The sequence below is a fragment of the Flavobacterium sp. AC267 genome, assembly GCF_979258715.1.
The window spans coordinates 1,667,593-1,692,102 of the sequence record NZ_OZ409875.1; the positions used below are offsets into that span (position 1 = coordinate 1,667,593).

General features: G+C 33.0%; 26 protein-coding genes and 3 pseudogenes. 12 read left to right on the forward strand and 17 right to left on the reverse strand.

Annotated features, from left to right (window positions below):
- Position 1 precedes the first annotated feature (1 nt).
- A pseudogene (locus tag ACZZ95_RS08620) lies at positions 2-2,236 on the forward strand (glycoside hydrolase family 3 N-terminal domain-containing protein).
- A gap of 58 nt (positions 2,237-2,294) precedes the next feature.
- Here the strand turns inward: ACZZ95_RS08620 and ACZZ95_RS08625 are convergent.
- Both ACZZ95_RS08625 and ACZZ95_RS08630 read right to left on the reverse strand, forming a co-directional pair.
- Entirely contained in the window at positions 2,295-4,316 is a 2,022-nt protein-coding gene (locus ACZZ95_RS08625) for a hypothetical protein (protein WP_463468731.1), read from the reverse strand.
- A gap of 156 nt (positions 4,317-4,472) precedes the next feature.
- On the reverse strand, positions 4,473-4,730 hold the full coding sequence (locus ACZZ95_RS08630) for a hypothetical protein (RefSeq protein WP_095952740.1): 258 nt from the start codon (positions 4,728-4,730) through the stop codon (positions 4,473-4,475).
- 462 nt (positions 4,731-5,192) lie between these two features.
- Here ACZZ95_RS08630 and ACZZ95_RS08635 point away from each other — a divergent pair, with 462 nt between their 5' ends.
- Both ACZZ95_RS08635 and ACZZ95_RS08640 read left to right on the forward strand, forming a co-directional pair.
- Entirely contained in the window at positions 5,193-5,783 is a 591-nt protein-coding gene (locus ACZZ95_RS08635; protein WP_463468732.1) for an NUDIX hydrolase, read from the forward strand.
- A 27-nt stretch (positions 5,784-5,810) separates the two neighbouring features.
- Entirely contained in the window at positions 5,811-6,128 is a 318-nt protein-coding gene (locus tag ACZZ95_RS08640) for an MmcQ/YjbR family DNA-binding protein (protein WP_463468733.1), read from the forward strand.
- A gap of 64 nt (positions 6,129-6,192) precedes the next feature.
- On the opposite strand, the gene ACZZ95_RS08645 is transcribed toward ACZZ95_RS08640, so the two are convergent.
- The 12 genes and pseudogenes from ACZZ95_RS08645 to ahcY form a co-directional block, all read right to left on the reverse strand.
- Positions 6,193-6,801 (reverse strand): alpha-ketoglutarate-dependent dioxygenase AlkB family protein, encoded by a 609-nt coding sequence (locus ACZZ95_RS08645; RefSeq protein WP_463468734.1) that lies wholly within the window; start codon positions 6,799-6,801, stop codon positions 6,193-6,195.
- Positions 6,782-7,033, reverse strand: coding sequence for an Ada metal-binding domain-containing protein (locus tag ACZZ95_RS08650; protein WP_463468735.1), 252 nt, complete (start codon positions 7,031-7,033; stop codon positions 6,782-6,784). Before ACZZ95_RS08650 ends, ACZZ95_RS08645 begins: the two co-directional genes overlap by 20 nt.
- 91 nt (positions 7,034-7,124) lie before the next feature.
- Positions 7,125-7,838, reverse strand: a complete 714-nt coding sequence (locus ACZZ95_RS08655) for a 2OG-Fe(II) oxygenase (RefSeq protein ID WP_463468736.1) — start codon at positions 7,836-7,838, stop codon at positions 7,125-7,127.
- Positions 7,839-8,012: 174 nt separating this feature from the next.
- A complete protein-coding gene (locus ACZZ95_RS08660) occupies positions 8,013-8,861 on the reverse strand; it encodes a bifunctional helix-turn-helix domain-containing protein/methylated-DNA--[protein]-cysteine S-methyltransferase (protein ID WP_463468737.1) in 849 nt (282 codons plus the stop codon).
- A 156-nt stretch (positions 8,862-9,017) separates the two neighbouring features.
- Positions 9,018-9,446, reverse strand: coding sequence for a GNAT family N-acetyltransferase (locus tag ACZZ95_RS08665; protein WP_463468738.1), 429 nt, complete (start codon positions 9,444-9,446; stop codon positions 9,018-9,020).
- Positions 9,447-9,458: 12 nt separating this feature from the next.
- Positions 9,459-10,412, reverse strand: coding sequence for a Fic family protein (locus tag ACZZ95_RS08670; RefSeq protein WP_463471644.1), 954 nt, complete (start codon positions 10,410-10,412; stop codon positions 9,459-9,461).
- Between the two features lie 41 nt (positions 10,413-10,453).
- Positions 10,454-10,786 carry a DMT family transporter gene (locus ACZZ95_RS08675; RefSeq protein WP_463468739.1) on the reverse strand — a complete coding sequence of 111 codons (333 nt, stop codon included), beginning with the start codon at positions 10,784-10,786 and terminating at the stop codon, positions 10,454-10,456.
- Between the two features lie 111 nt (positions 10,787-10,897).
- Positions 10,898-11,329: an SMI1/KNR4 family protein gene (locus tag ACZZ95_RS08680; RefSeq protein WP_463468740.1), complete on the reverse strand. Its 432-nt coding sequence runs from the start codon at positions 11,327-11,329 to the stop codon at positions 10,898-10,900.
- 62 nt (positions 11,330-11,391) lie between these two features.
- A complete protein-coding gene (locus tag ACZZ95_RS08685) occupies positions 11,392-12,474 on the reverse strand; it encodes a WG repeat-containing protein (protein ID WP_463468741.1) in 1,083 nt (360 codons plus the stop codon).
- Positions 12,475-12,484: 10 nt separating this feature from the next.
- A complete protein-coding gene (locus ACZZ95_RS08690) occupies positions 12,485-12,727 on the reverse strand; it encodes a hypothetical protein (protein ID WP_463468742.1) in 243 nt (80 codons plus the stop codon).
- A gap of 136 nt (positions 12,728-12,863) precedes the next feature.
- Positions 12,864-13,211, reverse strand: a complete 348-nt coding sequence (locus ACZZ95_RS08695; protein WP_463468743.1) for a hypothetical protein — start codon at positions 13,209-13,211, stop codon at positions 12,864-12,866.
- A 542-nt stretch (positions 13,212-13,753) separates the two neighbouring features.
- Positions 13,754-15,072: pseudogene (ahcY, locus tag ACZZ95_RS08700) on the reverse strand (adenosylhomocysteinase).
- A 320-nt stretch (positions 15,073-15,392) separates the two neighbouring features.
- Here ahcY and ACZZ95_RS08705 point away from each other — a divergent pair.
- Both ACZZ95_RS08705 and ACZZ95_RS08710 read left to right on the forward strand, forming a co-directional pair.
- On the forward strand, positions 15,393-15,755 hold the full coding sequence (locus ACZZ95_RS08705) for a 4'-phosphopantetheinyl transferase family protein (protein WP_463468744.1): 363 nt from the start codon (positions 15,393-15,395) through the stop codon (positions 15,753-15,755).
- Positions 15,709-16,044 carry a 4'-phosphopantetheinyl transferase superfamily protein gene (locus ACZZ95_RS08710; RefSeq protein ID WP_463468745.1) on the forward strand — a complete coding sequence of 112 codons (336 nt, stop codon included), beginning with the start codon at positions 15,709-15,711 and terminating at the stop codon, positions 16,042-16,044. The genes ACZZ95_RS08705 and ACZZ95_RS08710 overlap by 47 nt, the downstream gene beginning before the upstream one ends.
- Positions 16,045-16,155: 111 nt before the next feature.
- On the opposite strand, the gene ACZZ95_RS08715 is transcribed toward ACZZ95_RS08710, so the two are convergent.
- Together ACZZ95_RS08715 and ACZZ95_RS08720 are read right to left on the reverse strand one after the other, a co-directional pair.
- The gene (locus ACZZ95_RS08715; RefSeq protein ID WP_463468746.1) at positions 16,156-16,554 is read right to left on the reverse strand and encodes a group III truncated hemoglobin; all 399 of its coding nucleotides are present in this window, start codon (positions 16,552-16,554) and stop codon (positions 16,156-16,158) included.
- 367 nt (positions 16,555-16,921) lie between these two features.
- Positions 16,922-17,519, reverse strand: a pseudogene (locus tag ACZZ95_RS08720) (Crp/Fnr family transcriptional regulator).
- A gap of 95 nt (positions 17,520-17,614) precedes the next feature.
- Here ACZZ95_RS08720 and ACZZ95_RS08725 point away from each other — a divergent pair.
- From ACZZ95_RS08725 to ACZZ95_RS08755, 7 genes are all read left to right on the forward strand, one after another.
- Positions 17,615-18,346 (forward strand): phosphoglycerol geranylgeranyltransferase, encoded by a 732-nt coding sequence (locus tag ACZZ95_RS08725; protein WP_095952669.1) that lies wholly within the window; start codon positions 17,615-17,617, stop codon positions 18,344-18,346.
- Between the two features lie 29 nt (positions 18,347-18,375).
- Positions 18,376-18,996 carry a nicotinamide riboside transporter PnuC gene (pnuC, locus tag ACZZ95_RS08730; protein ID WP_463468747.1) on the forward strand — a complete coding sequence of 207 codons (621 nt, stop codon included), beginning with the start codon at positions 18,376-18,378 and terminating at the stop codon, positions 18,994-18,996.
- Complete coding sequence (locus ACZZ95_RS08735; RefSeq protein WP_463468748.1) at positions 18,960-19,214, forward strand: AAA family ATPase; 255 nt, start codon at positions 18,960-18,962, stop codon at positions 19,212-19,214. The genes pnuC and ACZZ95_RS08735 overlap by 37 nt, the downstream gene beginning before the upstream one ends.
- On the forward strand, positions 19,189-19,713 hold the full coding sequence (locus ACZZ95_RS08740; RefSeq protein WP_463468749.1) for a DUF4301 family protein: 525 nt from the start codon (positions 19,189-19,191) through the stop codon (positions 19,711-19,713). The genes ACZZ95_RS08735 and ACZZ95_RS08740 overlap by 26 nt, the downstream gene beginning before the upstream one ends.
- Before the next feature lie 62 nt (positions 19,714-19,775).
- The gene (locus tag ACZZ95_RS08745; RefSeq protein ID WP_463468750.1) at positions 19,776-21,077 is read left to right on the forward strand and encodes a DUF4301 family protein; all 1,302 of its coding nucleotides are present in this window, start codon (positions 19,776-19,778) and stop codon (positions 21,075-21,077) included.
- Entirely contained in the window at positions 21,077-21,481 is a 405-nt protein-coding gene (gene arfB, locus ACZZ95_RS08750) for an alternative ribosome rescue aminoacyl-tRNA hydrolase ArfB (RefSeq protein ID WP_463468751.1), read from the forward strand. The genes ACZZ95_RS08745 and arfB overlap by 1 nt, the downstream gene beginning before the upstream one ends.
- Positions 21,482-22,010: 529 nt before the next feature.
- Entirely contained in the window at positions 22,011-23,954 is a 1,944-nt protein-coding gene (locus ACZZ95_RS08755) for a TonB-dependent receptor (protein WP_463471645.1), read from the forward strand.
- A 49-nt stretch (positions 23,955-24,003) separates the two neighbouring features.
- Here ACZZ95_RS08755 and ACZZ95_RS08760 read toward each other — a convergent pair whose 3' ends face one another.
- The gene (locus ACZZ95_RS08760) at positions 24,004-24,420 is read right to left on the reverse strand and encodes a Rieske (2Fe-2S) protein (RefSeq protein ID WP_463468752.1); all 417 of its coding nucleotides are present in this window, start codon (positions 24,418-24,420) and stop codon (positions 24,004-24,006) included.
- Between the last annotated feature and the right edge of the window lie 90 nt (positions 24,421-24,510).

Here is a 24,510-nt window from a genome sequence, read left to right on the forward strand (position 1 = left end):
TATGAAGAAAGTAACCACAATCACTTTGTCGCTGTTTTCGCTTTTTGCGTCGGCACAACAGCAGACAATAGATCAGAAAGTCAATGATCTATTGAAGAAAATGACAATTGAAGAAAAAATTGGACAGTTAAACCAGTACACAGGAGACAATTCTGCTACGGGGCCAATTACTATTAATCCAAACAAACAAACCGAAATTAAATCAGGTTTAATTGGCTCGATGCTAAATGTTGTTGGAACAAAATATACCAGACAATATCAGGAATTGGCCATGCAGTCAAGACTTAAAATTCCATTGTTGTTTGGTCAAGATGTTATTCACGGATACAAAACTACATTTCCAATTCCATTAGCAGAAGCGATGAGCTGGGATTTAGATGCGATCGAGTTAGCAAGCAAGAGTTGCCGCTACAGAAGCGTCAGCAAGCGGAATCCATTGGACATTTGCTCCAATGGTAGATATTGGTCGTGATCCTCGCTGGGGACGTGTAATGGAAGGTGCGGGAGAAGATACTTATCTAGGTTCTAAAATTGCTTACGCAAGAGTAAAAGGTTTTCAAGGAAATAAATTGGGAGATTTAAACTCCGTTATGGCTTGTGTAAAACACTTTGCGACTTATGGCGCAGGTGTTGGCGGAAGAGATTATAACTCTGTAGATATGAGCGAAAGAATGCTCGCTTGAAACGTATTTACCACCTTTTAAATCCGCTTTAGATGCAGGCGCAAGCAACATTCATGAATTCATTTAATGATATTAACGGAATCCCGGCAACTGGAAATGCTCACTTGCAAAGAGATATTTTAAAAGGAAAATGGAACTTTCAAGGTTTCGTAGTTTCAGATTGGGGATCAATTGGAGAAATGGTGGCTCACGGTTATTCTAAAGATCTAAAAGAAGCGACTTACGTCGCCATTACCGCAGGAAGTGATATGGATATGGAAAGTAATGCCTATCGTTACAATCTAGCGGCTTTGGTGAAAGAAGGAAGAGTTTCTATTGATTTAATTGACGATGCTGTAAAACGTATACTTCGCAAAAAATTCGAACTAGGTTTATTTGATGATCCTTACCGATATTCGGATGAAAAACGTGCAGAAAAAGCATTATCAGATCCAGCAAATAGAAAAGCAACTCTTGAAGTGGCACAAAAAAGTATTGTATTATTAAAAAATGAAAACCAAACTTTGCCAATTTCTAAAAGTGTAAAAACAATTGCTTTTATCGGACCAATGGTTAAAGAATACAAAGCCAATATGGGATTTTGGTCTGTAGAACTTCCAGAAGTTGATTACGATAAATGGGTGGTTTCGCAATGGGACGGACTTCAAAATAAAGTAGGTAAAAACACAAAACTGCTTTACGCTAAAGGCTGTGAAGTTGATGGAGATAATAAAGACGGTTTTGCGGAAGCTGTAGCAACGGCCAAACAAGCTGATGTAGTTATTTTGAGTATTGGTGAAAGACGCGATATGAGCGGTGAGGCAAAAAGCAGAAGTGATCTTCACTTGCCAGGAGTTCAGGAAGATTTAGTAAAAGCGATTCAGGCTACAGGAAAACCGGTTGTAGTTTTAATTAATGCAGGAAGACCCCTTGTTTTTAATTGGACAGCAGATAATGTGCCGGCAATCGTATATACTTGGTGGCTGGGTACAGAGGCAGGAAATGCAATTGCCAATGTTTTATTTGGAGATTACAATCCGTCTGGAAAATTGCCAATGACTTTTCCAAGAGAAGTGGGGCAGGTGCCAATTTATTACAATCATTTCAGCACTGGGAGACCAGCTAAAAGTGAAAATGAAACTAATTATGTTTCAGCTTATATCGACTTAAAAAACTCTCCTAAATATGCTTTTGGATACGGATTAAGTTATACCAAATTTGATTATTCTGGTTTGAAATTATCAGCACTGAAAGTAAAAAGCAGCGAAACGATTAAAGTTTCTTTCCAATTAAAAAACAGCGGAAAAGTTGCTGGAGAAGAAGTTGTTCAGATGTATTTAAAAGATAAATTCGGATCTGTTGTGAGACCCGTTTTAGAACTGAAAGATTTTAAGAAAGTGAAATTAAATGCAGGAGAATCTAAAACAATCGAGTTTACAATTGATAAAGAAAAAATTTCGTTCTACAATGACAAATTAGAATGGACGGCTGAGCCGGGAGATTTTGAAGTAATGATTGGCGCTTCGTCAGCAGATATTAAATTAAAATCAGATTTTGAATTGCTTGCTAATTAGAAATTGATCATAAACTATAAAAAATGGGGCTGTAAAAAGCCCCATTTTTTTATTAAAATTATTTAAGACGTTTTTTAAAGTTGAATTTTACAAGATTTAAAAAACCTTGTTCAATAATGTCAATGCCAATTCCATAATTACTATCGGCGATAGAATGATGGTCATTTCTGAATTTTTCAAAATCACTTGAAGGAATTTCCAAATTTGACAAAGGCTTGAAATCGATAATTACAGATGCTCCGTTTTTAGTTACTTTTTTACGGCTTGTAAAATCAAAATACGGATTAGTAATTGTGCTTTCCTGAATGGTATATTTCTCTTCGGTATCTATTCTTTGATCAGTCTGAAGATTGATCTCATATCTTTCGTTATCAAAATTATGCCAAAACGGAATGTCTGTATGCATAAAATCTCTGGCCGTATTTTTTACTACATTTCGATCAAAATACATTAAAAAACGATTCTTCTGCACATCAACAAAATAAGGATTTTCAATAGAAGCGCTGTATTGAATGGTAAATTCGTTCAATCTTTTATCATCACTTACAATATCGATTACGGCATTTTGAAAAATGGTTCTAATATCCGTTCCATTTCGGTCATTCGAATAATTTAAAGCATAAAACAAGAAGTTATTCCAGCTGTCGATAATTTCTCTTTTGTTAGTGTTTTTAAAGTATTTACGCATATAATTAGCGCGATTTCCTTTATAAGTGCTGGTTAATTTTAATGTGCCGGAATTATTTTGAGCGTTGAAATCTGCTTTTTCATTAATTCCATAATAAGAGAACCTATGCGATTTTTTAATTTCCAGTTCCTTATTTGGTTTTACTTCAAGATAATGCAGAAAATATATAAAACCACGATTTTCAATTAAACCAAATTCATCTCTTGCCGTTGCATCTATAAAATAGGTTTCGTCTTTATAATTAACCTTTACAATTACATGATTAAAGGTTAGCAGAGAAGGCAGATAATATTTAATATAATGATCAGAATTAAAGTTGACCAAAACCACAGAAGAATCAACATTAATATAATCTAAAACTACTTTCAGTAAAACCGATTTAGCTTTACAATCTCCTTGTTTATTCTCATAAGTTACAGCAGGTTCCTGTGGTTTATGCCCGTTCATTTCATCGGCATTAAAAACATAATAAACATGATTCTGTACATAATCAATTGCAAACTGCAGTTTTTCATCCTGATCTGCAATAGCATCTAATTTTTCTACAAGAGTTGGAGCAAAATCTCTTAAAGAAGATTTGTTGTAAATTTCTTCGTAAAGAGGAGAAATATAGTTAGCCAGATCCGTCCAGTTACGATCTGTAGCAAAATCAATGTAAGGAGCAATTTCTCTATTTTCATCAAAAGAATTGATGTAATTTTCTTTTTCAATTACAAATCTTTCGCCTTTTTTCAGATAATTAATTTCGGGTCGCAATACATTCCCATCCTCATCCCTGTAAAATGTTTTCTTATAGGCAATTGTTTCTTTTCGGTCACTAATCAAAGTAAATTTATAGTTTCCATACGCCCAGTAAGTATTTGGAGTTACATAAACATATTTTAGAAACTCTTTTCGAAGGAAATCACGATCAGTAAAAACTTTGATTCTAGAATCTTCCGTAATTAAAATATCGTAAAGTCGTAAATCTTTAATCGTAATATTTACTTTTTTGCTGTCGCTCAATACACCGCCTTCACTTTGGTTTTCATTGTCAAGTACCTTGATTTTTGTATCTGGGATTTTGTCAATTAAAACACCATCTCTAAGAACACTAATGCGATGTATAATGTAGGTTTCATTTTCTTCTACAATCACATCTTTTGCAGAAGCACTTTCCAGATTTGATGGTTCGTTGAGCGTGTATGCTACGCAGGCGTATTCGCTGTTCTCTGTATCACTTGTATAATAAATTTTATCTAAAAAGTAGCAGAAATCTCTTCCTTCATCAACTTGTTTTTTTGAAAAATCAGATTCCTTTATATATTCGATCAGTCGCTTATCATCAGTTTTTGAAGCCCACTGTTCGGGTTTTTGAATTTTGTAATTTTCTGATTCTATGATGTTTTCCATATTAATAATTTTACAGGGTATATTCTTACTTTCAATATAGCTAAAGTAAGTAATAAAGCCCGATTTTACTCGATAAAAATGTAAAATCTATGTCAAAAAAAAAGCCTCACTGAAAGGAAGTGAGGTCGCATTATAAATTATGAAAATGTGTAAAGGTTATTTTAAAACTGTATTTATGAAATCCATTGCGCCAATTCCTTTGTACGAAGCATACAAAGCTTTATCATAAGCTTCTTGTTTGGCTTTTTTATTTTTTGCATCCTTTTCAATAATCATTTCATTGAAAATTCTTTCTTGTTCCGCGCTGTATTTTAAAGAAGCTTCCAGAAGATAAGTCTTAGAAACAAATCCGAAAGAAGACCAGATTTTGGTTCTAATTTTTTGATTAATATTTTTTAACGGATTGGCAATCATAACTTGTGATTTTAACTTTTCAATGTCTGTCTTTTAATAATGGAACAAACTGATTTGTAATGCTTTTCTTGGAAATAACCTTGAATTTAACAATTCAAATCATTAATGTGTTATTATGACGCAATGTAATTATTTTTTTTAAATTTGAACTTTAAATTTTAGTTAAAATTGTGATTTACACACTTCTCTGTTTTATTGGGAAATAGTATTCTATTTTCTAAAAAGTGATTCGAATTTGTAAAAATGAAGTAAATTGCAGTGTTGTTTAAAGAAAGATATACACTTAAATACTCGAATGTTAAAAGACATTATAGATAATAATGAAAATTACCAGCCTGGACTTTCTATAGATTGTGTAATTTTTGGTTTTCATGACAATCAGCTTAAAGTTCTATTAATAAAAGTAGAACATGCGCATGAAATGGTCTCTGCCAGGCGGCTTTATCCATGTAGATCAGGATATTGATACTGCAGCTAATTACCGTACTAAACAGCCGAACTGGAGTTGAAGGTATTTTTTTGAGACAATTTGCGACTTTTGGAAAAGTAAAACGTAATGATCAGCATTTTGATGAAAGGATTCTAAAGTATCTGCAAATAGAAGAAGAAAAAGGAAAATGGCTTACGCGTCGTTTTGTTACGATTGGATATTATGCTTTGGTTGATTTTTCGAAAATTCTTCCAAACCCGATGAGCAGACATGAAGTTGTAGAATGGATTGATCATAAAGAAGTTCCGGAACTTATTTTAGATCACCGCGAAATTCTGGATAAAGCACTCGATACTTTACGAATTGAATTGAATTTAATGCCAATTGGATATAATTTACTGCCGGAGAAATTTACCATTCCAGAATTGCAGAAATTGTATGAAACGATTTTGGATAAAAAACTGGATCGCAGGAACTTTTTACGCAAAATCACTACTACAGGAATTCTAACGAAGCTTGACGAAAAGAAAAGCAACGTAGCACACAAAGCTCCAAATCTATATTCTTTTGATAAAGAAAAATATGATGAGGTTTTAAAAAATGGTTTGAATCACGGCTGGTAAAGAAATTATAATTAAAAAAAAACGATTATGATCTCAATTGAAACCTTTAGAAAATTAGCATTGTCGTTTCCAGATGCAACAGAAGAACCTCATTTTGAGAAAATATCCTTTCGCGTCAAAAAGAAAATTTTCGCCACTTTTGATGAAAAGAATAATCGAGCAGTTTTAAAATTAAACGAAATAGATCAATCGGTTTTTTGTGCTTCGCGCGAAATGATTTTTTATCCCGTTCCAAATAAATGGGGAAAACAAGGCTGGACAATTGTCGAAAGTTCAAAAGTACGACCAGAAATGTTTGAAGATGCTTTAATAAGATCTTATCAAAATGTTATAGGCAAAAAGTAAATTTATTCAGCATACAAACCTAACAGGTTTTTAAAACCTGTTAGGTTTCTCTATGGCAAAATAATTATTTAATAATAGTTCTGAAAGTCAAATTTACTCTTGGTTTCTGAGTTGTTTTGGTTGGTGGCAATCGATGCGACCAATTTGTCTGCGTTTCATCTTTCATAACCAGTAAACTTCCATGTTCCAGAATTAAAGAGACCGTTTCTTTCGACTTTTTATGCTTGAAAGCAAATTTACGCTCAGCCCCAAAACTGAGAGATCCAATTGCGCCATTCTTTTTGAGATCTTTTTCTGCATCACTGTGCCACGCCATTCCTTCTTCGCCAGAATGATATAAATTAAGCAGGCAGGAATTGAATGTTTCTCCTGTTTTTTCTTCTATAAAAGCTTTTAGTTTTAATAGTTCTGTTGTCCATGGAAGCGCTTTTTTTGTAGTATTGGAATACGTATATTCAAATTCCTGATCGCCGTACCAAGCCACTTTACGTTTGGTCAAAATTAGTTTTCCAAATATAAAGGCTTCATCATTTTTCCATTCAATGGAATGTAATAAAGTGTCGCGATAAAAATCTGCTTCATTTCTGGAAAATAATTTTCCGTAATAATTTACAGTTCCATCTTTTGGAAGCAGATTTGTATTTTCGTTTATTTCAGGAGTAAATAAGTCCATTTTTCCATTTTTGATAGTCGGTTTTCATACAATGTCCACAAGGTCTGAAACCATTTTGTCTGGCTTCATTTTCAGATAAAAAGAAAACTCGATTTTCTCGTTTCATTCTTTTTCCTGAACTGCATTTCAGCGTTCCGTAGATTTTTAATTTTCGGTTCCCACCGAAACAAATTTCCGCATTTTTAATTTTATTTCGAAGATCTGAATCTGAAATTTTATTGTGTTCAATCATATTTTTTAGGTAGAAAGGTTCAGAGGGACAAAGGTTCAGAGGTTTAGTGGATGCATATCTTTGCACCTTTGTCCCTCTGAACCTTTGCACCTTAATTTAACGCATCATGAAAAATAATTCCTAATGTATATCTTTCTCCAGAATGAACTTCGCTCACGCCATGTTTCATATTCACGCGATAATATCCTTTTGTTCCTTTTACAGGTCTGAAATTGGTGGTAAAAACCAAGACATCTCCCTTTTTAGGTTTCAAAACAATTGCTTTAGACTGTGCTCTGGGCGTTTGCTGGGTTAAGACAAATTCGCCGCCCGTAAAATCTTCATCGGGTTCATTTAGAAAAAGTACTATTTGAATTGGAAAATAAACATCGCCGTACAAATCCTGATGCAAAGTATTAAAACCACTTTTGCCATATTTCAAAATTAAAACAGTCGCTTTCAATTGATTATTATCATGACATTGTTTTAATAATTCTTCGTGCGTTTCAGGAAAAATAGTGCTGATATTCAAAGCTTTCATCCAAGAATTTGCAATTGGAGCCAATTTCGGATAAATGGAAGAACGAATGTTTTGAATTAAATCTGGCAATGGATAATTAAAATATTTGTATTCTCCCAAACCAAACCGATAACGTTCCATCACAACTGTTTTTCGATATAAATTTGGATTATGATAATCGAATTTTAAATCTTCACATTGTTCCTTATTCAGAACGTTTGGAATAATGGCAAATCCATTTTCGTGCATAGATTCGGTGATGCTTTCCCAGTTAAGAGAAGCAATTTTAGATTGTATATTTTGCATAAATAATTCTAGATTGAATTTTATAATGACAGAGCATTCAACACATAGCATATCTGTAGAGACCCACAGCAGTGCGTCTAACGTAATGTATTTCCGTAAAGAAATTCTTTGTCGACAATCTTTGCGTAGAGGCACTGCAGTGCCTCTCTACAGAAAATCTGTGTCGTAAATTGTTTAAATTTCCGAGATTAATTTCGCGCCTTCCCACCCAATAATAGCTGTTTTTCGGGTATTGCCCCACATATAACCTCCGAAAATTCCAGAAGATTGAATGACGCGGTGACACGGAATTAAAAAAGCTACAGGATTGTCGCCAATTGCAGTTCCAACTGCCCTTGAAGCATTTGGCTTTTCAATTTGATTTGCAATGGAACCATATGTAGAAAGTTGTCCCATTGGGATTTTTAATAAAGTTTCCCAAACTTTTAGTTGAAAATCGGTGCCTTTTAAATGCAGTTTGATTTGAGATAATTTGCTCCAGTCATTTTGGAAAATAAACAAGGCATTTTGTTGTGCTAAATCTAATTTTCTGGAGAATGTCGCATTTGGGAATTTGTTTTTTAGATCCTGAAATCCGATTCTTTCATCTTCGGCGAAAGCCATAAAACAAACTCCTTTTTGGGTAGACGCTACGATTATATTCCCAAACGGACTTTCGGCAAAACTATAGTTTATAGCCAGATTTTTTCCTCCATTTTTATATTCGGCCGGCGTCATTCCTTCGATATTGACAAATAAATCATGCAGTCGGCTTGTGCCTGAAAGTCCTGTTTCGTAAGCTGTCTCAGAAATTGTTGCTTGATTTTCTTTGAGCAATTTTTTTGCGTGTTCTAAACTAGTGTACTGCAAAAACTTCTTCGGACTTGTGCCTGCCCAATCACTGAAAAGCCTTTGAAAATGAAACGGACTCAAATGCACTTTCTCTGCAACCTCATCAAGATTAGGCTGGTCTTTAAAATTAGCTTTGATATAATCAATTGCATCGGCAATCCGATTATAATTAATGTTTTCCTGTGTGTTCATTTTCTTTCCATTTTATAAGGCAAAGATCGATTGGTTTCTGCGGGTATAAAATCTGAAACTTGCGGATTTTTTGGTTTGTTTCAAGTTTCAGGTTTCAAGTTGGTTGGGACGTGAAGCTACTATTTTAATTCCTTTTGCATCTTATAATTGATAAGCTCAATTCCTAATCGGATATTTTTTTGTTCTGCTTTTGCAAGCAAATCCTTTCTTTTCGAAAAATGGTTTTGCCGTTATGCTGATATCCGATGTTATGATTTTTGAAAAGTGTTTTTTAGCTTCTAATTCTAGTTTAGATAAGATTTTATCAGCAATTCCTTTTCGCTGAAAATCTTTATGAATATAGAAAAAATCAATATAGTTTCCGTCTTTCAAAGTTCCAAATCCGACCATTTTATTTTCAATAATTGCCAATAAAACAAACTGACTTTCGATAACTTCAATCCAACGCTCGGTATTATGGACCCCTGCAGTCCAAGCGTCAATTTGAGCGGGATTGTAATCGTTTTTACAAACCCATTGTATAGTTTCAATATACAATTGCTGTATTTCTTTTAGGTCCGAAATTGTAGCTTTTCTGAAATTCATTTTGAAGAAAATTTATAGAATAGTGTATTTACTTGTGTTTTGATTTCCTGAAACATTAAATATTTTTAATTCGATACCTTTTTTTAAATCTCTGCTTGCTGTTGAAGCTGAAATATCTTTGAAAATATTCATATAGTCTTTTCTTGTAAATTCTTTTATGTCTAAAGAAATAAAATATTCTATTCTGTCAATATCTCTCAACGTTCTGTTATTGTAATTTAATAAGGCTCCTAAAGATTTATTAATTACATCGAGCATGTATTCAATAAAATAGGTTGATTTTCCTGTGTTATCGCTTAATGTAAGTGATTTATAGTAATCTTCTTGAGTTTTACTGATGAGGCTTTCAAATGGTAAAAATTCAAATACGGGATATTCTTGCATTAAAATTACTGTCTGCCATAATCTTCCCATTCTTCCATTTCCATCTAAAAAAGGATGGATAAATTCCATTTCATAATGAAAGACACAGCTTTTTATAAGTGTTAATTCGTTTTTATCTTTTAAATATTCAAAGAGATCATTCATTAAAAATGATACATTTTCATGAGGAGGAGCAACATGGGCGACTTTTGACCCTTTTACAATTCCAACACCCTGTTTTCTGTATTTTCCTGGTTCTGAAATTAGATCTTTCATCAATAATGCATGTGCATCTAAAAAACTTTTTGATGATGTTGACTTGTATTGATCTATTTTTTCATAAACTTTAATCGCATTGAGAACTTCCAAGACATCTTTTTGAGGGCCGATTATTCTCTTATTTTCGATTAGAGAGGTTATCTGTTCTTCGGTCAAAGTATTGCCTTCAATCTGTAGAGATGAATGAATTGTTTTAATTCTGTTTTGTTTTCTTAGCTGAGGTGATTGCTTATTGAGATAAACGGCATTTATTTCTCCTATCTTTTCAGAAATAGAAATTACAAGTTTTAATATTTTAGGAGTAATGTCATAAGGAGGCTTCATGATAGTGTCATTTGATACTATCAAAAATAATGCTTTTTGATTTAATGCGCCGCAGTTTTAGAAAAAACATTAATTATAACTACCCCTACTATAATTAAACTCAAGCCGATTATAGCAGGTAGATCGGGTATTTCTTTGAAGAAAATAGCACCGATTGCTGTAATCATGACAATTCCAACGCCAGACCAAATTGCATAAGCAATACCAACAGGAATGGTCCTAATTGCAAAACTTAAAAAGTAAAAGGCACCGCAATACCCAATAACGGTAATAATGCTTGGAAGCAGTTTGGTGAATTCTTCAGACTTCTTTAATGCAGAAGTAGCAATGATTTCGAAGATAATAGCAATGAATAGGAACAAAAAATTCTTCATAATGTACATTTTTTACAAAGTTAGAATTTGTACTGAAGAGAACGCAAAATGTACTGTATTTATTGAGTTTCTTTTGTATTCAAGTATCGCTTATTTCTATTTCAGTTAAATTTATAGTTCGTCTTCAATATCATTCGTTTTATGAAGCACTTCACTTATTGTTTTACCTAGAATTACGGAACTTTCATAATCTAAATCACCAGAACTTACTGCAACAATTTTTATATTAATGGAGTCTCTGAAATCATAAGCATAAAAGATTCCTCCTCCATTAAAGGCAATAGGTAAAAATAAAGGAACATATCTAGGAAATTGATATTCATGATAAAAACTTTCAATTTCGGCTAATGAGAAATAACCAAACTCTCTATCGCCATTTATAATTCCTCCACCATTCGAAAATTCTAATAATTCTATTAGTTCATCGGGTAAATAAAATTCATGTGGGAGATTGTTCTTCAATCTAAATTTTGAGTTTATATCGTCTTCTTCTTTTACTAAACCCTGTTGTTTTTCGTAAAAATTAAATTTGCTATACCACATTGATTTTTGATTTTATAATTTTATAAAAATACAAAATATTCTTACAATTATGAGTTATAAAATTATTTAAAATTATCTTCTCTTGAGGAAACACTAATCAATTTATAACCATTATCGGTTCTTAAAAACTCAAAATGATCTTGCCCTCGATCTGATTTATTTTGTGGAGAAATTACAATATCCATAGTGGGATAAATCCAATCTTTTACTTCACCGCAATCGTTGAAATAAATATCATATTCGCTTGTCTCAAAAATAAATGGATTCAAACCGTGAGACGAAATGAAATATTCTGTTTTTGAATTTTTTAATTGTTCAAGTTTTAATTTTAAAACGGTGTAATTCTGATCAATAAATTCAACTTTTGATTTGTTTATCCAGCCCTCTGGTTCTTTCCAATAGGTGATTTTATCAAAAGAATGCTTACTTAATTGCTCTTTTGATAAACCTGAAAGTAAATTGTTTTTTAGCCATATTTGAAATTCTTTATCAAAATTTATGAAAGAGTAATATTGTCCGTCAATACCAAGAAAGTTTTCTCTTGCTGGATCTTTGCTTGGATCTTTAGATTTTTCTAAAGAATAGAAATTTAAATTGTCGCCGTCTTTGAAATTTTCAATGAGGATTTTGTTATTGGTGTCTATTAGGAATTCTTTCCCGCCGGTCCAGAAAAAATGTTCATCGCCTGGCTCTCTTTCTTTTTTGGCATCTTTAAGAACGGTAAGCATTCCGTTTCTAACATTCGACAAGGCATTGTAATCGGCTGGAACAGCAATCTTTCCTTTGCTGTTAAAGATTCCCATTTTATCTGTTTTCGGATCTCTGAATCTAATAAAACCTTCATTTTCGCAATCTGTACTATTATCAAAAGTATATAAACTATCACGTCCCACTATTTTTCCTTCTTTAGTGATATAATAGCTTTTCCAATTGTTATTTTCTTCTTCTGTAACGGCAATAATATTTTCAAATTTTCGGGCAATGGTAAATCCGGTAAATTTTGGTTCGATTTTTATAACACCGTTTTTGTCTTTAAATCCAATTTTTGTGGTGTCCTTGTTCCAAAATGCATTCCAGATGTCGTTGCTTTGCGCAAATACAGTGCGGCTAAAGAGAAAAATATATAGAATGATAATCTTTTTCATGAAATTTTTTTTATCGCAGATGAGTTTCTGTTTCGTTGTTTTTTGCTTCCTCAAAGCAATCGGAGCATAACATTTTAAAATCGGCTTTGGCTTGAAAAACGTCGGTCCATTCCTCGCCATTGTCCAGAAGCCATTGTTCGCATTGGCCGCACCACGCAATCTGCGGAAGATCTTCTTCGGCGTCGGAGTAGAAAAAACCAGTTTCTTCTTTCGAGTCTATTGCCAGCGCAATATGTATGCAGGTAAAAGACATGTCTTTGGAGCCATGTGTTTCGCATAAAACTTTTTCGATCATTTTGTTGTTTAGAATTTAGGAGAAAATAAAACGTTATTCAGAAGGTGATTATTACTTGAGCTTTTATTTTTTGTTTTTTTGCTTTTCCTCTTCTTTAAGTCTTTTTTCTTCTTCGTGCTTTTTGGTAAGTTCTTCTTTTTGAATTTTTGCGACTCTGAATTTTGTTTTGCAAATCCTGAATTTTATTTGAACTTTTTTCTATATCGGTTTTTGAGTTATTTAGTTTTTCTTCAGATTTTTGAACTTTCTTTTTCGATTTTTCAATGTCTTTTTTAAGATAGTTAGTATCGTTTGCATTTTTTTCAAGACTGGCGAGTTCTTCTTGATTAGCTTTTAAATTGGCTTCTTTTTCTGCTGATTTGATTTGTAGTTTTTTTAGTTTTCTTTCTTCATTTGCCAGTTTATCTTCTGCCGTTTGAATGCTGTTAAGATTACGCATCATATCGCGTCGCTGTTGCTTGCTGTTGCATAAACATTTGATTTTGCTGTCTAAACATAGCGTTGCTGGACTGCATTTGTCTCTGCATGCTGGATTGAGCTTTGGTAAAAAAAGGCAAGAGAATTAATAACATTAAAATCAGGCGTGTTCTCATAATTTTGTTTTAGAAATTGGGGTTTGAATTTCAAATGTAAAACTTAAAATTAAGAATTGTATATATTCTCTGATAAAAGTAAGGTTCTTTGTATCCGTTCGCGTGAGGGATAGAAGTAAGTCGCCGAAGCGACGACGGATAGCCCGACAGCATCCAGATAAAAGGGCGTATAAGCGCATAGTAATTTTGCCCTTTTATCTGGATGGTGGCACGCCCAGATTTTTGTTTTTATTCTTTTGTTTCAGGTTTCAAGTTTCTAGTTTTACGGAACTTGAAACCAGAAACAAAAAGCAACTAAAAAAACAAAACCCGACAGGTTTTTAAAACCTGTCGGGTTTGATATAAATAATTAAAGAAATCTAAAATCAGACATCTTCAATCTAAAATTCATTTAGTATCTGTAGTATTCTGGTTTGAATGGACCTTCAACTGGAACACCAATATAAGCGACTTGATCGTCACGTAAAGTTTCCAATTCAACTCCTAATTTAGCTAAGTGCAAAGCGACAACTTTTTCATCTAAATGTTTTGGTAACATGTAAACGTCATTGTTGTAAGCGACACTGTTTTTCCATAATTCGATTTGTGCCAAAGTTTGGTTTGTAAATGAGTTACTCATTACAAAACTTGGGTGACCTGTAGCACAACCAAGGTTTACTAAACGACCTTCAGCAAGAATGATGATATCTTTTCCAGCGATAGTATATTTGTCAACCTGAGGTTTGATTTCGATTTTTGATGCTCCGTGAGTTTTGTTCAACCAAGCCATATCAATTTCGTTGTCGAAGTGACCAATGTTACAAACAACAGTTTTGTCTTTCATTTGCTCGAAGTGCTCTCCAAGAACGATATCTTTGTTTCCTGTAGTTGTAATGATGATATCAGCATTAGCAATTACAGTGTTTAATTTTTTAACTTCATAACCGTCCATTGCGGCTTGTAAAGCACAAATTGGGTCAATTTCAGTAACAGTTACAATAGATCCTGCACCTCTAAAAGAAGCGACAGTTCCTTTTCCAACGTCACCGTATCCACAAACGATTACTCTTTTTCCAGCTAACATTAAGTCAGTTGCACGACGTACAGCATCTACAGCAGATTCTTTACAACCGTATTTGTTATCAAATTTAGATTTAGTAACAGAGTCATTAATGTTTATAGCAGGCATTGGCAATGTTCCAGCTTTTACTCTTTCGTAAAGTCTGTGAACACCAGTTGTAGTTTCTTCAGAAAGACCTTTAATTCCAGGAACCAATTCTGGGAAACGATCAATAACCATGTTAGTTAAATCTCCACCATCATCAAGAATCATGTTCAATGGTTTTCTGTCTTCACCAAAGAATAAAGTCTGCTCAATACACCAGTCAAAAGACTCTTCGTCAAGACCTTTCCAAGCGTAAACTTGAATTCCAGCAGCAGCAATAGCGGCAGCTGACTTGATCCTGAGTAGAGAAAATGTTACAAGAAGACCAAGTAACCTCTGCACCAAGAGCAATTAAAGTTTCGATTAAAACTGCAGTTTGAATCGTCATGTGTAAACATCCAGCAATACGAGCACCTTTAAGAGGTTGTTCGTCTTTATATTCAGCACGAAGCGCCATTAAACCTGGCATTTCAGCTTCAGCCAATTCAATTTCTTTTTCTTCCCCAAGCCGCTAGAGAAATGTCTTTTACTTTGAAAGCCACATAAGGCGTAGTTGTAGTACTCATTTATAGTGTATATTTGTATATTGTAAAATTTTTGCAAATTTACATAATACCTTTTGAATTTTACTACTTTCTGTCAGATTTGTGAAATCTTTAATTTCTTAATCTCTAGAATGTTAGTTTAGGAATCGTTTTAAACCATCTAAGTGATATAAGTTCATTTTAAAAAAGATTCTTAAACTATTACCTTTCGTTGCAAATTGCTTATATTTACTAATACATTTTTTGAGCCATCAGTTATATTTTCTGATATTACTTATATGGTTTCTAATTAACCACCTACGATCTATAATTAACCATTTATAATTTACAATTAAAAAGTAATGCCTTTATTTCAAACCATACAGTTTAACGAAACAACAAAAATTTTAGTTTGGGAAATAACTGAATCTCTTGAAGAGTTAGTAAGCAAAGTTGTGTTGAAAGAAAAAACACAAAAAAGACTGGACGGAATGAAGTCGCAAATGCACCAGCGCGCTTTTTTAAGTGTTCGAATGCTGATTCAGGAAATGGGTTTTACGGATAAAGACCTGCATTACGACGAATTTGGGAAACCGTATTTTGATTGTCATAACTATATTTCGATTACGCATTCGTATCATTTTGCGACGATAATTATAAGCGATGAAACGGTAGGAATTGATATGGAATTGCAAGCGCGAAAAAATTCAGCGAATTGCAGATAAATTTACAGATTTTGAATGCAGTTATTTAAAACCAGAACTTACAGAAGAATATATAAAAAAACTTACTGTTATCTGGGGAGCTAAAGAAGCAATCTTTAAAATTAGAAATGAAAAAGGAATCAGCTTTAAAGATCATATTAGAGTTGAAGATTTTTCTTTAGATAAAAAACAAACTCAATCCAGTCTTCATTTCGATGATTTAGTAAAAGATTTTGATGTTCATTATGAAGAAATCAAATCGGATAATTTTGAGGGAACTTTTACATTGGTTTATGCTTTTGAAAAATGAAATTACAATTGGAAAATTCCAAATTCCAAAGATTCGGGCTCGACAAAAATTGGCGAATTTTTATTGCAGAGTTTTTAGTGTGATTTCTCCCTTCGGTTGAAATGACAAAAACTAAACTTCACTTTCTTTATTTCTATGCTGAAACATGCTCATATAAAGAAAAGTGCTCATTTTTCTGGCACGTCTTTTTAAAGTTTCTACGTTTTCGCCTTCAAAATGTTCGTCTAATGTCTGTGCCCAATGGTTCAGCCAGATTCCAAATTCGTTTGCTGTGATTTTTTCGTCAAAATGAGCATCAACTTCATTGTGCACCGCATGCGGATTTCCTTTGTATTTTTTTACGGCAAATAAATTGGTTTCCCAAAAATCAGTTAGTTTTTCGAGGTGTGCATCCCAATCGGTTATAATATCATTAAAATAAAAGCCGATTTCTCGATCGGCTCTTATTTTAGCATAGAACTGATGTACCAAAAATGAGATGTCAGCTCTATTTTCTATTTGCTTTTTCACAGAATAATAGTGTTTAACAGAATAAAAAATACACTTAAAACGGAACTAAGAATTAAAAGATTGAAAACTACTTTATGTTTCATTTGTGCCAAAATTGAAGTGTTTACAAAGATACAAGCTAAAACAATAATAGCAAGTTGGATCATTTGAAAGATAGAAGTTCCATTAGACAAAATGTACATCGCGTACTGCGCCTCCTAAACAGCTTTGACCAATTACAGCCATTGCAGACAGAACCCATATAACTTTTATTGAAATTTTCGAATGTTGTTTGATAAAGTGTCATGATATTGAGATTTTTATACCACAAAGGTACGGTCACAATACCGTCGCGTTTTATGATTTAAATCATATTACAGGAACTTTTTTATCTGTATACTTTTCTGTTAATAATCTTCAATTCGCCTTTTTTCTCCAAAGCTTTTATGGCCCGAATGACACTTTCTACCCTCAAACCCGTTAAATCTCCAATCTGCTGTCTGGTAAAATTGATTAAATAGCCGTTTGGTTCTTTTTTAAAATTAAAATAAACAATTCCGTGATCGATTAATTTTAAAACGCGGTGTTCTGGTTCGTGCGTGGAAATTTCTGCGACCATAACCGATTTATAATACAATCGCTGTGCAAGGTTTTCGATTATTTTAATACTTATCAGCTGCGTTTTCTTCCAGAAGCTTCATAAAGTTTAATTTGGGAAGAAGAAGAATCTGACTATCCTCTACAGCAATTGAATTAGCAGGATATTTTTGGTTTAAAAATAAGGGCGGTTCTCCAAAAGACTGCTCCTTATAAAATATTCCCTGAATGAATTCTCGTCCGTCGTCATTATAATTGCACATTTTAATTTCGCCCGAAATGATCTGATAGTAAGATGCAGGCAGTGTTCCTTCTTCAAAAATTAGTTCACCTTTTTCGAAAGACTTTTTTACGGCACCGTATTTTTCTAATAATGCAATTGCGATCATAAATTGTTCTATTTGATTGTTGACAGAGACTTTACAAATATAATTCATTCATAATAGTTCTTCTACGTTAAAAACTTTTTACTTTTACAGCCATTATGGAGCAAAAAATACGTACTACAATCCATCAGCAAATTTTAGAAGCTAAGAAAAGCGGGCAGAAATTATTGGCCATACTTCTGGATCCTGATAAAATTGTCTGGGAAAATTTAGATCATTTATTACTTAAAATAAATCAATCTCCTGCAACCCATATTTTTGTTGGAGGAAGCATTGTTCAAAGCACTATTTTAGAAGATTTAATTGCGCAGTTAAAACAAAAAACAAATTTACCGGTTGTTATATTTCCTGGAGATCCTTCGCAGATTTCACCACAGGCCGACGCTATTTTGTTTTTGTCATTATTATCTGGTCGAAATCCAGATTATTTAATAGAATATCAAGTTCAGGCCGCTCCAATTTTGAAAAAGACCAAACTTGAAGTAATATCAACAGGTTATATTTTGATAGAAAGCGGCAATGAAACTGCCGTTGCACGCGTTAGTAAAACTGAACCGCTGAACCGCGAAAACTTCGAACTAGCGCTAGCAACAGCGCAAGCGGGGGAAATGCTCGGCAATAAATTGATTTATTTAGAAGCGGGAAGTGGTGCAAAGAAACCAGTTCCGCTAGAAATGATTTCCTTAATTGCTCAAAACATAGAAATTCCTGTAATTGTTGGAGGAGGAATTGTAGATTTGCATGGAATTAAAAAAGCGCATAATGCAGGAGCAGATTTAGTAGTTATTGGAACTGCTTTTGAAAATGACAGCCATTTTTTCGATTCATAAAAAAATTAACCGCTTTTAAATACCACCAAATGATCGACTTTTTTCTTGATAGTTACAAAAATGCGCCTTTGTGGCATATTGCTCTTGAGTTTTTGGTATTTGTTTTTGGTATTTTAAGTGTTTGGTTTGCAAAAAAAGAAAATATTTGGGTTTACCCAACAGGATTAATTGCAACGGTAATTTCAGTTTACCTTTTGTATGTGGCAGGTTATATTGGAGACATGATTATCAATGCATATTTTTCAATAATGAGTATTTATGGCTGGTATGTTTGGGCAAAAGGAGGAACAGTTGAAGACAATCTGCCAATTACTCGTACAACTCAAAATGAAAAAATAATCGGAATCTTATTATTTATTGTTACTGTTTTTGTAGTTTTCGGAATTTATAAATACTTTGGCTACGAAATTCATCCCGACAATTATGTAGATATGGTTTCGTCTGGAATATTTTTTGCGGGAATGTGGTACATGGCAAGAAAAAAAATAGAAAACTGGACACTTTGGATTATTGGTGATATTATTGTTGTACCTCTCTATGCCTATCGAGGCTTAGGGATGCTTTCACTTCAATATATAATTTTTACAATTTTGGCTATTGCGACTTATTTAGAATGGAGAAAGATCTTAGACAGCAAAAAACAACTATAATAAAAATTGCTTTATTTGGACCTGAAAGTACAGGGAAAACCACATTGGCAAAACAACTTGCAGAATATTACGAAACCGAATGGGTTCCAGAATTTGCACGCGATTATTTGCAAGAAAAATGGGAAGAAAATCAGCATATTTGTGTTGCAGAGGATATGATGCCTATTGCTTATGGACAAACTGCATTAGAAAATGAAAAACTTGTCGCGAGCAAATAAATACTTATTTTGTGATACCAACTTAATGGTAACCAAAGTTTTTTCGGAAATGTATTATGGTTTCTGCGATCCGCTTTTAAATGAGGCAACATTAAAACATGAATACGATTTATTCTTTTTGACAGATATTGATGTTCCTTGGGAAAAAGATGATATACGAGATACTCCAAAAGGAAGAGAGACTGTTTTTTCTGTTTTTAAACAAACGTTGATTGATACCAAAAAGCCTTTTATAACATTATCGGGAGATAAAGAATGCCGTTTAGCAAAAGCTGTACAAATTGTAGATGCTTTGGGAGTCTTAAAAGAAAAAGGATTATCATCTCAAGATTTTGTTGAAATTTACAATCACGGTATTCCCTTTGAAAATATTTTAATGCAATTAGATGTTTTTAAAAACGGAATTGCAAAAAGTAACTTAACTAGCCCAGCAACTATTGGTAAAGGAATTTTAAGCTTATCCGAAGCCAAGTTTGAAGAAAAAGCAGACTTTTTTTGATAAGCAGAAAGAAAATCTAAAAATAAAAAAGTTTGTTCCTGCTTCTGGTGCAAGCAACACGAATGTTCAAGTTTTTAACAGCTTTTATAAATGATTTTGATATCAATAAAGAAACGATAAATGCTTATATCAACAGAAAAAATGATAAAGAACTTGCCATTTTTATTGTTGGAATGGAGAAGTTTCCTTTTTTTGAAGAAATTGATAAAAAATTAAGATTGATTTATCCCGATTTTGAAACTCTAGAGAGGGATTATAAAAATTATTACTTTATACAAATATTATTATCTTCAGATTATCTTAATTCAGCAAATAAGCCTAAGGCTGTTTTGCCTTTTCACTTATATAAAACGCATATTGCGAATCCAATAGAAGAACATTTAAACGAATGTGTACATTATGCCACAGCCAAAAATGTTTCAAATTTACATTTTACGGTTTCAGAAATACATCAGGATTTGTTTGAAACAGCTATTAGAGAGGTGAAAGAAAAAATTGAAAAGCAATCTGAAACCACTATTAATATTGGATATTCTTATCAAAATAAAAGTACCGATTCTATTAACGTAGATGCGAAAAACAAAATTGTTAGAAATGGTAATGGAAGTTTGATTTTTAGACCTGGAGGACACGGCGCTTTAATTGAAAATTTGAATAATCTGGACTCGGATATTATTTTTATTAAAAATATAGACAATGTTATTCAAAATCATATTGATAAAATTACCTTATATAAAAAAGCATTAGGAGGGATTTTAATCGCAGTACAACAGAAAGTTTTTGGATATCTACAAGCAATTGAAAACAGTGAAGTAACTGAAAATGATCTTGTTGAAATAGTTGATATTTTGAAGCAAGAGCTACATATTCAAATAACCAACGACTTCAATAAATTTACTTTTGAGAATAAGCTTGTCAAGATTAAAGAACTATTAGATCGTCCGATTAGAGTTTGCGGAATGGTTCGAAATGAAGGAGAACCCGGAGGAGGACCATTTTGGGTTATGAATGAAAAAGGAGAAGTTTCACTGCAGATTGTAGAAACATCTCAAGTAGATTTAGCGAACAAAAATCAAGTTGAAATTTTAGAAGTAGCAACACATTTTAATCCGGTGGATTTAGTTTGCGGTATTAAAAATTATAAGGGAGAGAAATTTGATTTAAAACAATTTGTAGATCAAAAATCTGGTTTTATTGTTGAAAAAAGTGTTGAAGGAAAACCTGTAAAAAGCTATGAACTTCCAGGGTTATGGAACGGTTCAATGGCAAATTGGTTAACCATTTTTGTCGCAGTTCCTTTAATTACTTTTAATCCGGTAAAAACGGTAAACGATTTATTAAAGCCAGCACATCAGCCTCAATAATGGATAACGAGAGAATCATATCAGAGTTAAGTTTTAAAGCCGTCCGCGACAGTGGTGCGGGCGGGCAGAACGTAAATAAGGTTTCGTCAAAAATAGTTCTGAATTTTGATTTAGAAACTTCTCAGGCTTTATCTGATGATGAAAAATTGCTTCTAAAAGAGAATTTGTCATCTCGTTTGACTTCTGAAAATATCTTAATCCTAAATTGTGATGAAGATAGAAGCCAGATTAAAAATAAAGAAATTGTCACAAAAAGATTTCTTGAATTAATCAAAAAAGGACTTTATGTTCCGAAGGTCAGAAAAGCAACCAAAATTCCAAAATCTGTAATAAAAAAGAGAATTAAGGATAAAAAGAATGTCTCTGAGATTAAGCAATCTCGGAAGAAGCCAAATTTGGATTAAATTCCAAACTTTAAATTCCCAATTCCAAAAAGCTCATTTCTTGTAGTTTTCAAATGGGTTTGGAATTTAAAGTTCAAAATTTAATTCTACAGGGAGTTTTGGAATTTCAATTGTTGGAATTTGATTTTTAAAGTTTACATTTGCACTGTCTCAAAGGGGTGCTCTAAATAACGAGCTGAGATCATACCCAAAGAACCTGAGCGAGTAATGTTGCTAAGGAAAAAACGACAATTTTAAGCGTACACACTTTGTATTGTCGTGAAACACATTTATTAATTTAACAAAAGAATAATTCCCCCTTTTATTTGTAATTTTTTTACAGATGAAAACAATTTTTCAAGGTGCTGAGGTACTAAGGTACAAAGGTGCAAAGCTGAGTCTAAAGTCTATTTCCTTTATTCTATTTTCTTTATTCTATTCTCTTTTCTCATTCTCGCAGTGACAAGATTCTACAAAAGTAAATTCTCTTGATGAGGTTTTAGTTTCGGCAGTTCGTGTTACTTCAAAAACTCCGGTGAGTTTTAGTAATATGGATAAAAAAGAAATTAAATACAGAAATCTAGGGCAGGATATTCCTGTTTTGATGAATTATCTTCCATCTGTTGTGACAACTTCTGATGCTGGAAATGGTGTAGGTTACACAGGAATTCGAGTACGTGGAAGCGATGCTACACGTGTAAACGTAACTATAAACGGAATTCCTTACAACGATGCAGAAAGTCAGGGAACTTTTTGGGTAAACATGCCCGATTTTGCCTCTTCTGTAGAAAGTCTTCAATTGCGGCGCGGAGTAGGAACATCCACAAATGGTGCGGGTGCTTTTGGTGCGAGTTTAAATATGCTGACTGATAGTTATGCGACAAAAGCAACAGGCGAAATTTCAAGTTCTGCGGGATCATTTAATACATTTAAAAATACGGTAAAATTTAGTACCGGTTTATTAAATGATCATTTTGAACTTGCCGGTCGTTTATCTGTAGTACAAACAGATGGTTATATTGACCGTGGAAGTGCAGATCTAAAATCATATTTTCTTCAGGGAACTTATGTAGGTAAAACGACTTTGATTAAAGCTCTGGCTTTCGGTGGAACTCAAAAAACTTATCAATCCTGGAACGGAATTGATGCAGAAACATTGAATACAGATCGCACCTATAATTCGGCAGGAAAATATACAGACGAAGCGGGAAATATTCGCTTCTATGATAATGAAACAGATAATTACAATCAAGATCATTATCAGCCGCATTGGAGTGAATCTCTTTCAGATAATTGGAGTACAAATTTGGCATTTCATTATACAAAAGGGAAAGGTTATTTTGAAAATTATAAAGAAGATGCCGAAATGTCTGAATATAATTTCAATCCAGTTGACGCGGTAACGACAACCGATCTAATACGCCAGAAATGGTTAGATAATGATTTTTACGGAACTACTTTCTCTGCTAAATATGTAACGGAAAATCTGAATGTTATTTTAGGTGGCGGATGGAATAAATATGAAGGTGACCATTATGGTAAAGTGATTTGGGCAAGATACGCTTCGCAGTCTGAATTAGGAGATCACTATTATGATGATTTTTCAACAAAAACAGATGGTAATATTTTCGCGAAAGCAAATTATCAATTTACAGAACAATTAAGTTTCTATGGAGACTTGCAATACAGAAATGTAAAGTACAAAGCAAACAGCGCGGAAACGGGTTTGGTTGATGATAATTTTAATTTCTTTAATCCGAAAGCAGGTTTGAATTATGCTTTTAACCAAAATAGCACACTTTATTTTTCTTATGCCAGAGCGAATCGTGAGCCAAATAGAACAGATTATGAAGGAGGAAACGTAAAGCCGGAAAAATTAAATGATTTTGAATTAGGCTGGAGATTCAATTCAGAGAAATTCCAGTTGAATTCTAATTTCTATTATATGGGCTATAAAGATCAATTGATTTTAACAGGAAGGTTAGATGATGTTGGAGCACCCATTCGTGCCAATACGGAAAAAAGTTACCGTTTAGGTTTTGAATTTGATGCAACAATTGTTCTTTCTGATAAATTTACTTTACGACCAAACTTTACTTTAAGCAGTAATAAAAATGTAGATTTAGCTGTTGATGGGGATTATTACGGAACAACAGATATTGCTTATTCTCCAGAAGTTATTGCAGGAAATATTATTGTATATAAACCTATCGAAAACTTATATATTTCACTTTTACAGAAATACGTTGAAGAGCAGTACATGAACAATATTGAGCTTCCAGTCGCCAAATTAGCAGATTATTTTGTAAACGATTTTAATGCTTCTTACGAAATAAAACCAAACTCTATTTTTAAATCAATTACGATTACAGCGTTGGTTAATAATATATTCAATAAAAAATATGTTTCAAATGGCGCGATGTGGGATATTTATCCATACTATTATCCGCAGGCAGGAACCAATTTCTTAGTAGGTTTAAATTTGAAATTCTAAAAAAAGTTAAATGCGAAAAAAAGCCTGAAATTCAATTTCAGGCTTTTTTTTAATTGTATACATGGACAACAGTTCCAGAAGATTCTACGCGATATTGTTTCATCGGGTATTCTTTTCCTCCAAGGCCTGTAAATAAATTATATTGTGTTTTATCGCAAGAACAAACAGCATAAATTCCGTCAATAGTCATTGGTGTACAAGAAGTAAGCGCTTGATTTGGACATGCGAGATCAAAAGCAGTGTATGTTCCTTCGCCGGTTTTCATTACTATAATTCCTTTCGCTCCATAATTGGCAACATAAACAGGATTGCTCGGATACAGCAATTTGTTATAAGTTGGCAGATTAGTGTCGAGATACGCGTTTATCGAATAATTAGGAATATACGGATTGTTATTACTTCTATTATTGTCACTACAAGAAAATAATACAGCAGAAAGTGCGATAAAGAACCAGATTTTTTTCATTATTTCAATAAGAATTAGTGAAACAAAAATAATTTATTTAGATTTGAAATCTATATGATTAACATATAATTATGTACTATTAAAAATTAT

Bases quoted from the DNA above. Each gene is read 5' to 3' on its own strand.
- ACZZ95_RS08695 (WP_463468743.1), bottom strand. From the start codon at position 13,211: ATGATGCGTAATCTTAACAGCATTCAAACGGCAGAAGATAAACTGGCA.
- pnuC (WP_463468747.1), top strand. From the start codon at position 18,376: ATGATCGACTTTTTTCTTGATAGTTACAAAAATGCGCCTTTGTGGCAT.
- ACZZ95_RS08705 (WP_463468744.1), top strand. From the start codon at position 15,393: ATGCCTTTATTTCAAACCATACAGTTTAACGAAACAACAAAAATTTTA.
- ACZZ95_RS08760 (WP_463468752.1), bottom strand. From the start codon at position 24,420: ATGAAAAAAATCTGGTTCTTTATCGCACTTTCTGCTGTATTATTTTCT.
- ACZZ95_RS08630 (WP_095952740.1), bottom strand. From the start codon at position 4,730: ATGATTGCCAATCCGTTAAAAAATATTAATCAAAAAATTAGAACCAAA.
- ACZZ95_RS08665 (WP_463468738.1), bottom strand. From the start codon at position 9,446: ATGAATTTCAGAAAAGCTACAATTTCGGACCTAAAAGAAATACAGCAA.
- ACZZ95_RS08625 (WP_463468731.1), bottom strand. From the start codon at position 4,316: ATGGAAAACATCATAGAATCAGAAAATTACAAAATTCAAAAACCCGAA.
- ACZZ95_RS08675 (WP_463468739.1), bottom strand. From the start codon at position 10,786: ATGAAGAATTTTTTGTTCCTATTCATTGCTATTATCTTCGAAATCATT.
- ACZZ95_RS08680 (WP_463468740.1), bottom strand. From the start codon at position 11,329: ATGTGGTATAGCAAATTTAATTTTTACGAAAAACAACAGGGTTTAGTA.
- ACZZ95_RS08650 (WP_463468735.1), bottom strand. From the start codon at position 7,033: ATGATTGAACACAATAAAATTTCAGATTCAGATCTTCGAAATAAAATT.
- ACZZ95_RS08645 (WP_463468734.1), bottom strand. From the start codon at position 6,801: ATGGACTTATTTACTCCTGAAATAAACGAAAATACAAATCTGCTTCCA.
- ACZZ95_RS08740 (WP_463468749.1), top strand. From the start codon at position 19,189: ATGAAAAACTTGTCGCGAGCAAATAAATACTTATTTTGTGATACCAAC.
- ACZZ95_RS08745 (WP_463468750.1), top strand. From the start codon at position 19,776: ATGTTCAAGTTTTTAACAGCTTTTATAAATGATTTTGATATCAATAAA.
- ACZZ95_RS08660 (WP_463468737.1), bottom strand. From the start codon at position 8,861: ATGAACACACAGGAAAACATTAATTATAATCGGATTGCCGATGCAATT.
- ACZZ95_RS08725 (WP_095952669.1), top strand. From the start codon at position 17,615: ATGGAGCAAAAAATACGTACTACAATCCATCAGCAAATTTTAGAAGCT.
- ACZZ95_RS08690 (WP_463468742.1), bottom strand. From the start codon at position 12,727: ATGTCTTTTACCTGCATACATATTGCGCTGGCAATAGACTCGAAAGAA.
- ACZZ95_RS08685 (WP_463468741.1), bottom strand. From the start codon at position 12,474: ATGAAAAAGATTATCATTCTATATATTTTTCTCTTTAGCCGCACTGTA.
- ACZZ95_RS08755 (WP_463471645.1), top strand. From the start codon at position 22,011: ATGGATAAAAAAGAAATTAAATACAGAAATCTAGGGCAGGATATTCCT.
- ACZZ95_RS08670 (WP_463471644.1), bottom strand. From the start codon at position 10,412: ATGAAGCCTCCTTATGACATTACTCCTAAAATATTAAAACTTGTAATT.
- arfB (WP_463468751.1), top strand. From the start codon at position 21,077: ATGGATAACGAGAGAATCATATCAGAGTTAAGTTTTAAAGCCGTCCGC.
- ACZZ95_RS08655 (WP_463468736.1), bottom strand. From the start codon at position 7,838: ATGCAAAATATACAATCTAAAATTGCTTCTCTTAACTGGGAAAGCATC.
- ACZZ95_RS08640 (WP_463468733.1), top strand. From the start codon at position 5,811: ATGATCTCAATTGAAACCTTTAGAAAATTAGCATTGTCGTTTCCAGAT.
- ACZZ95_RS08735 (WP_463468748.1), top strand. From the start codon at position 18,960: ATGGAGAAAGATCTTAGACAGCAAAAAACAACTATAATAAAAATTGCT.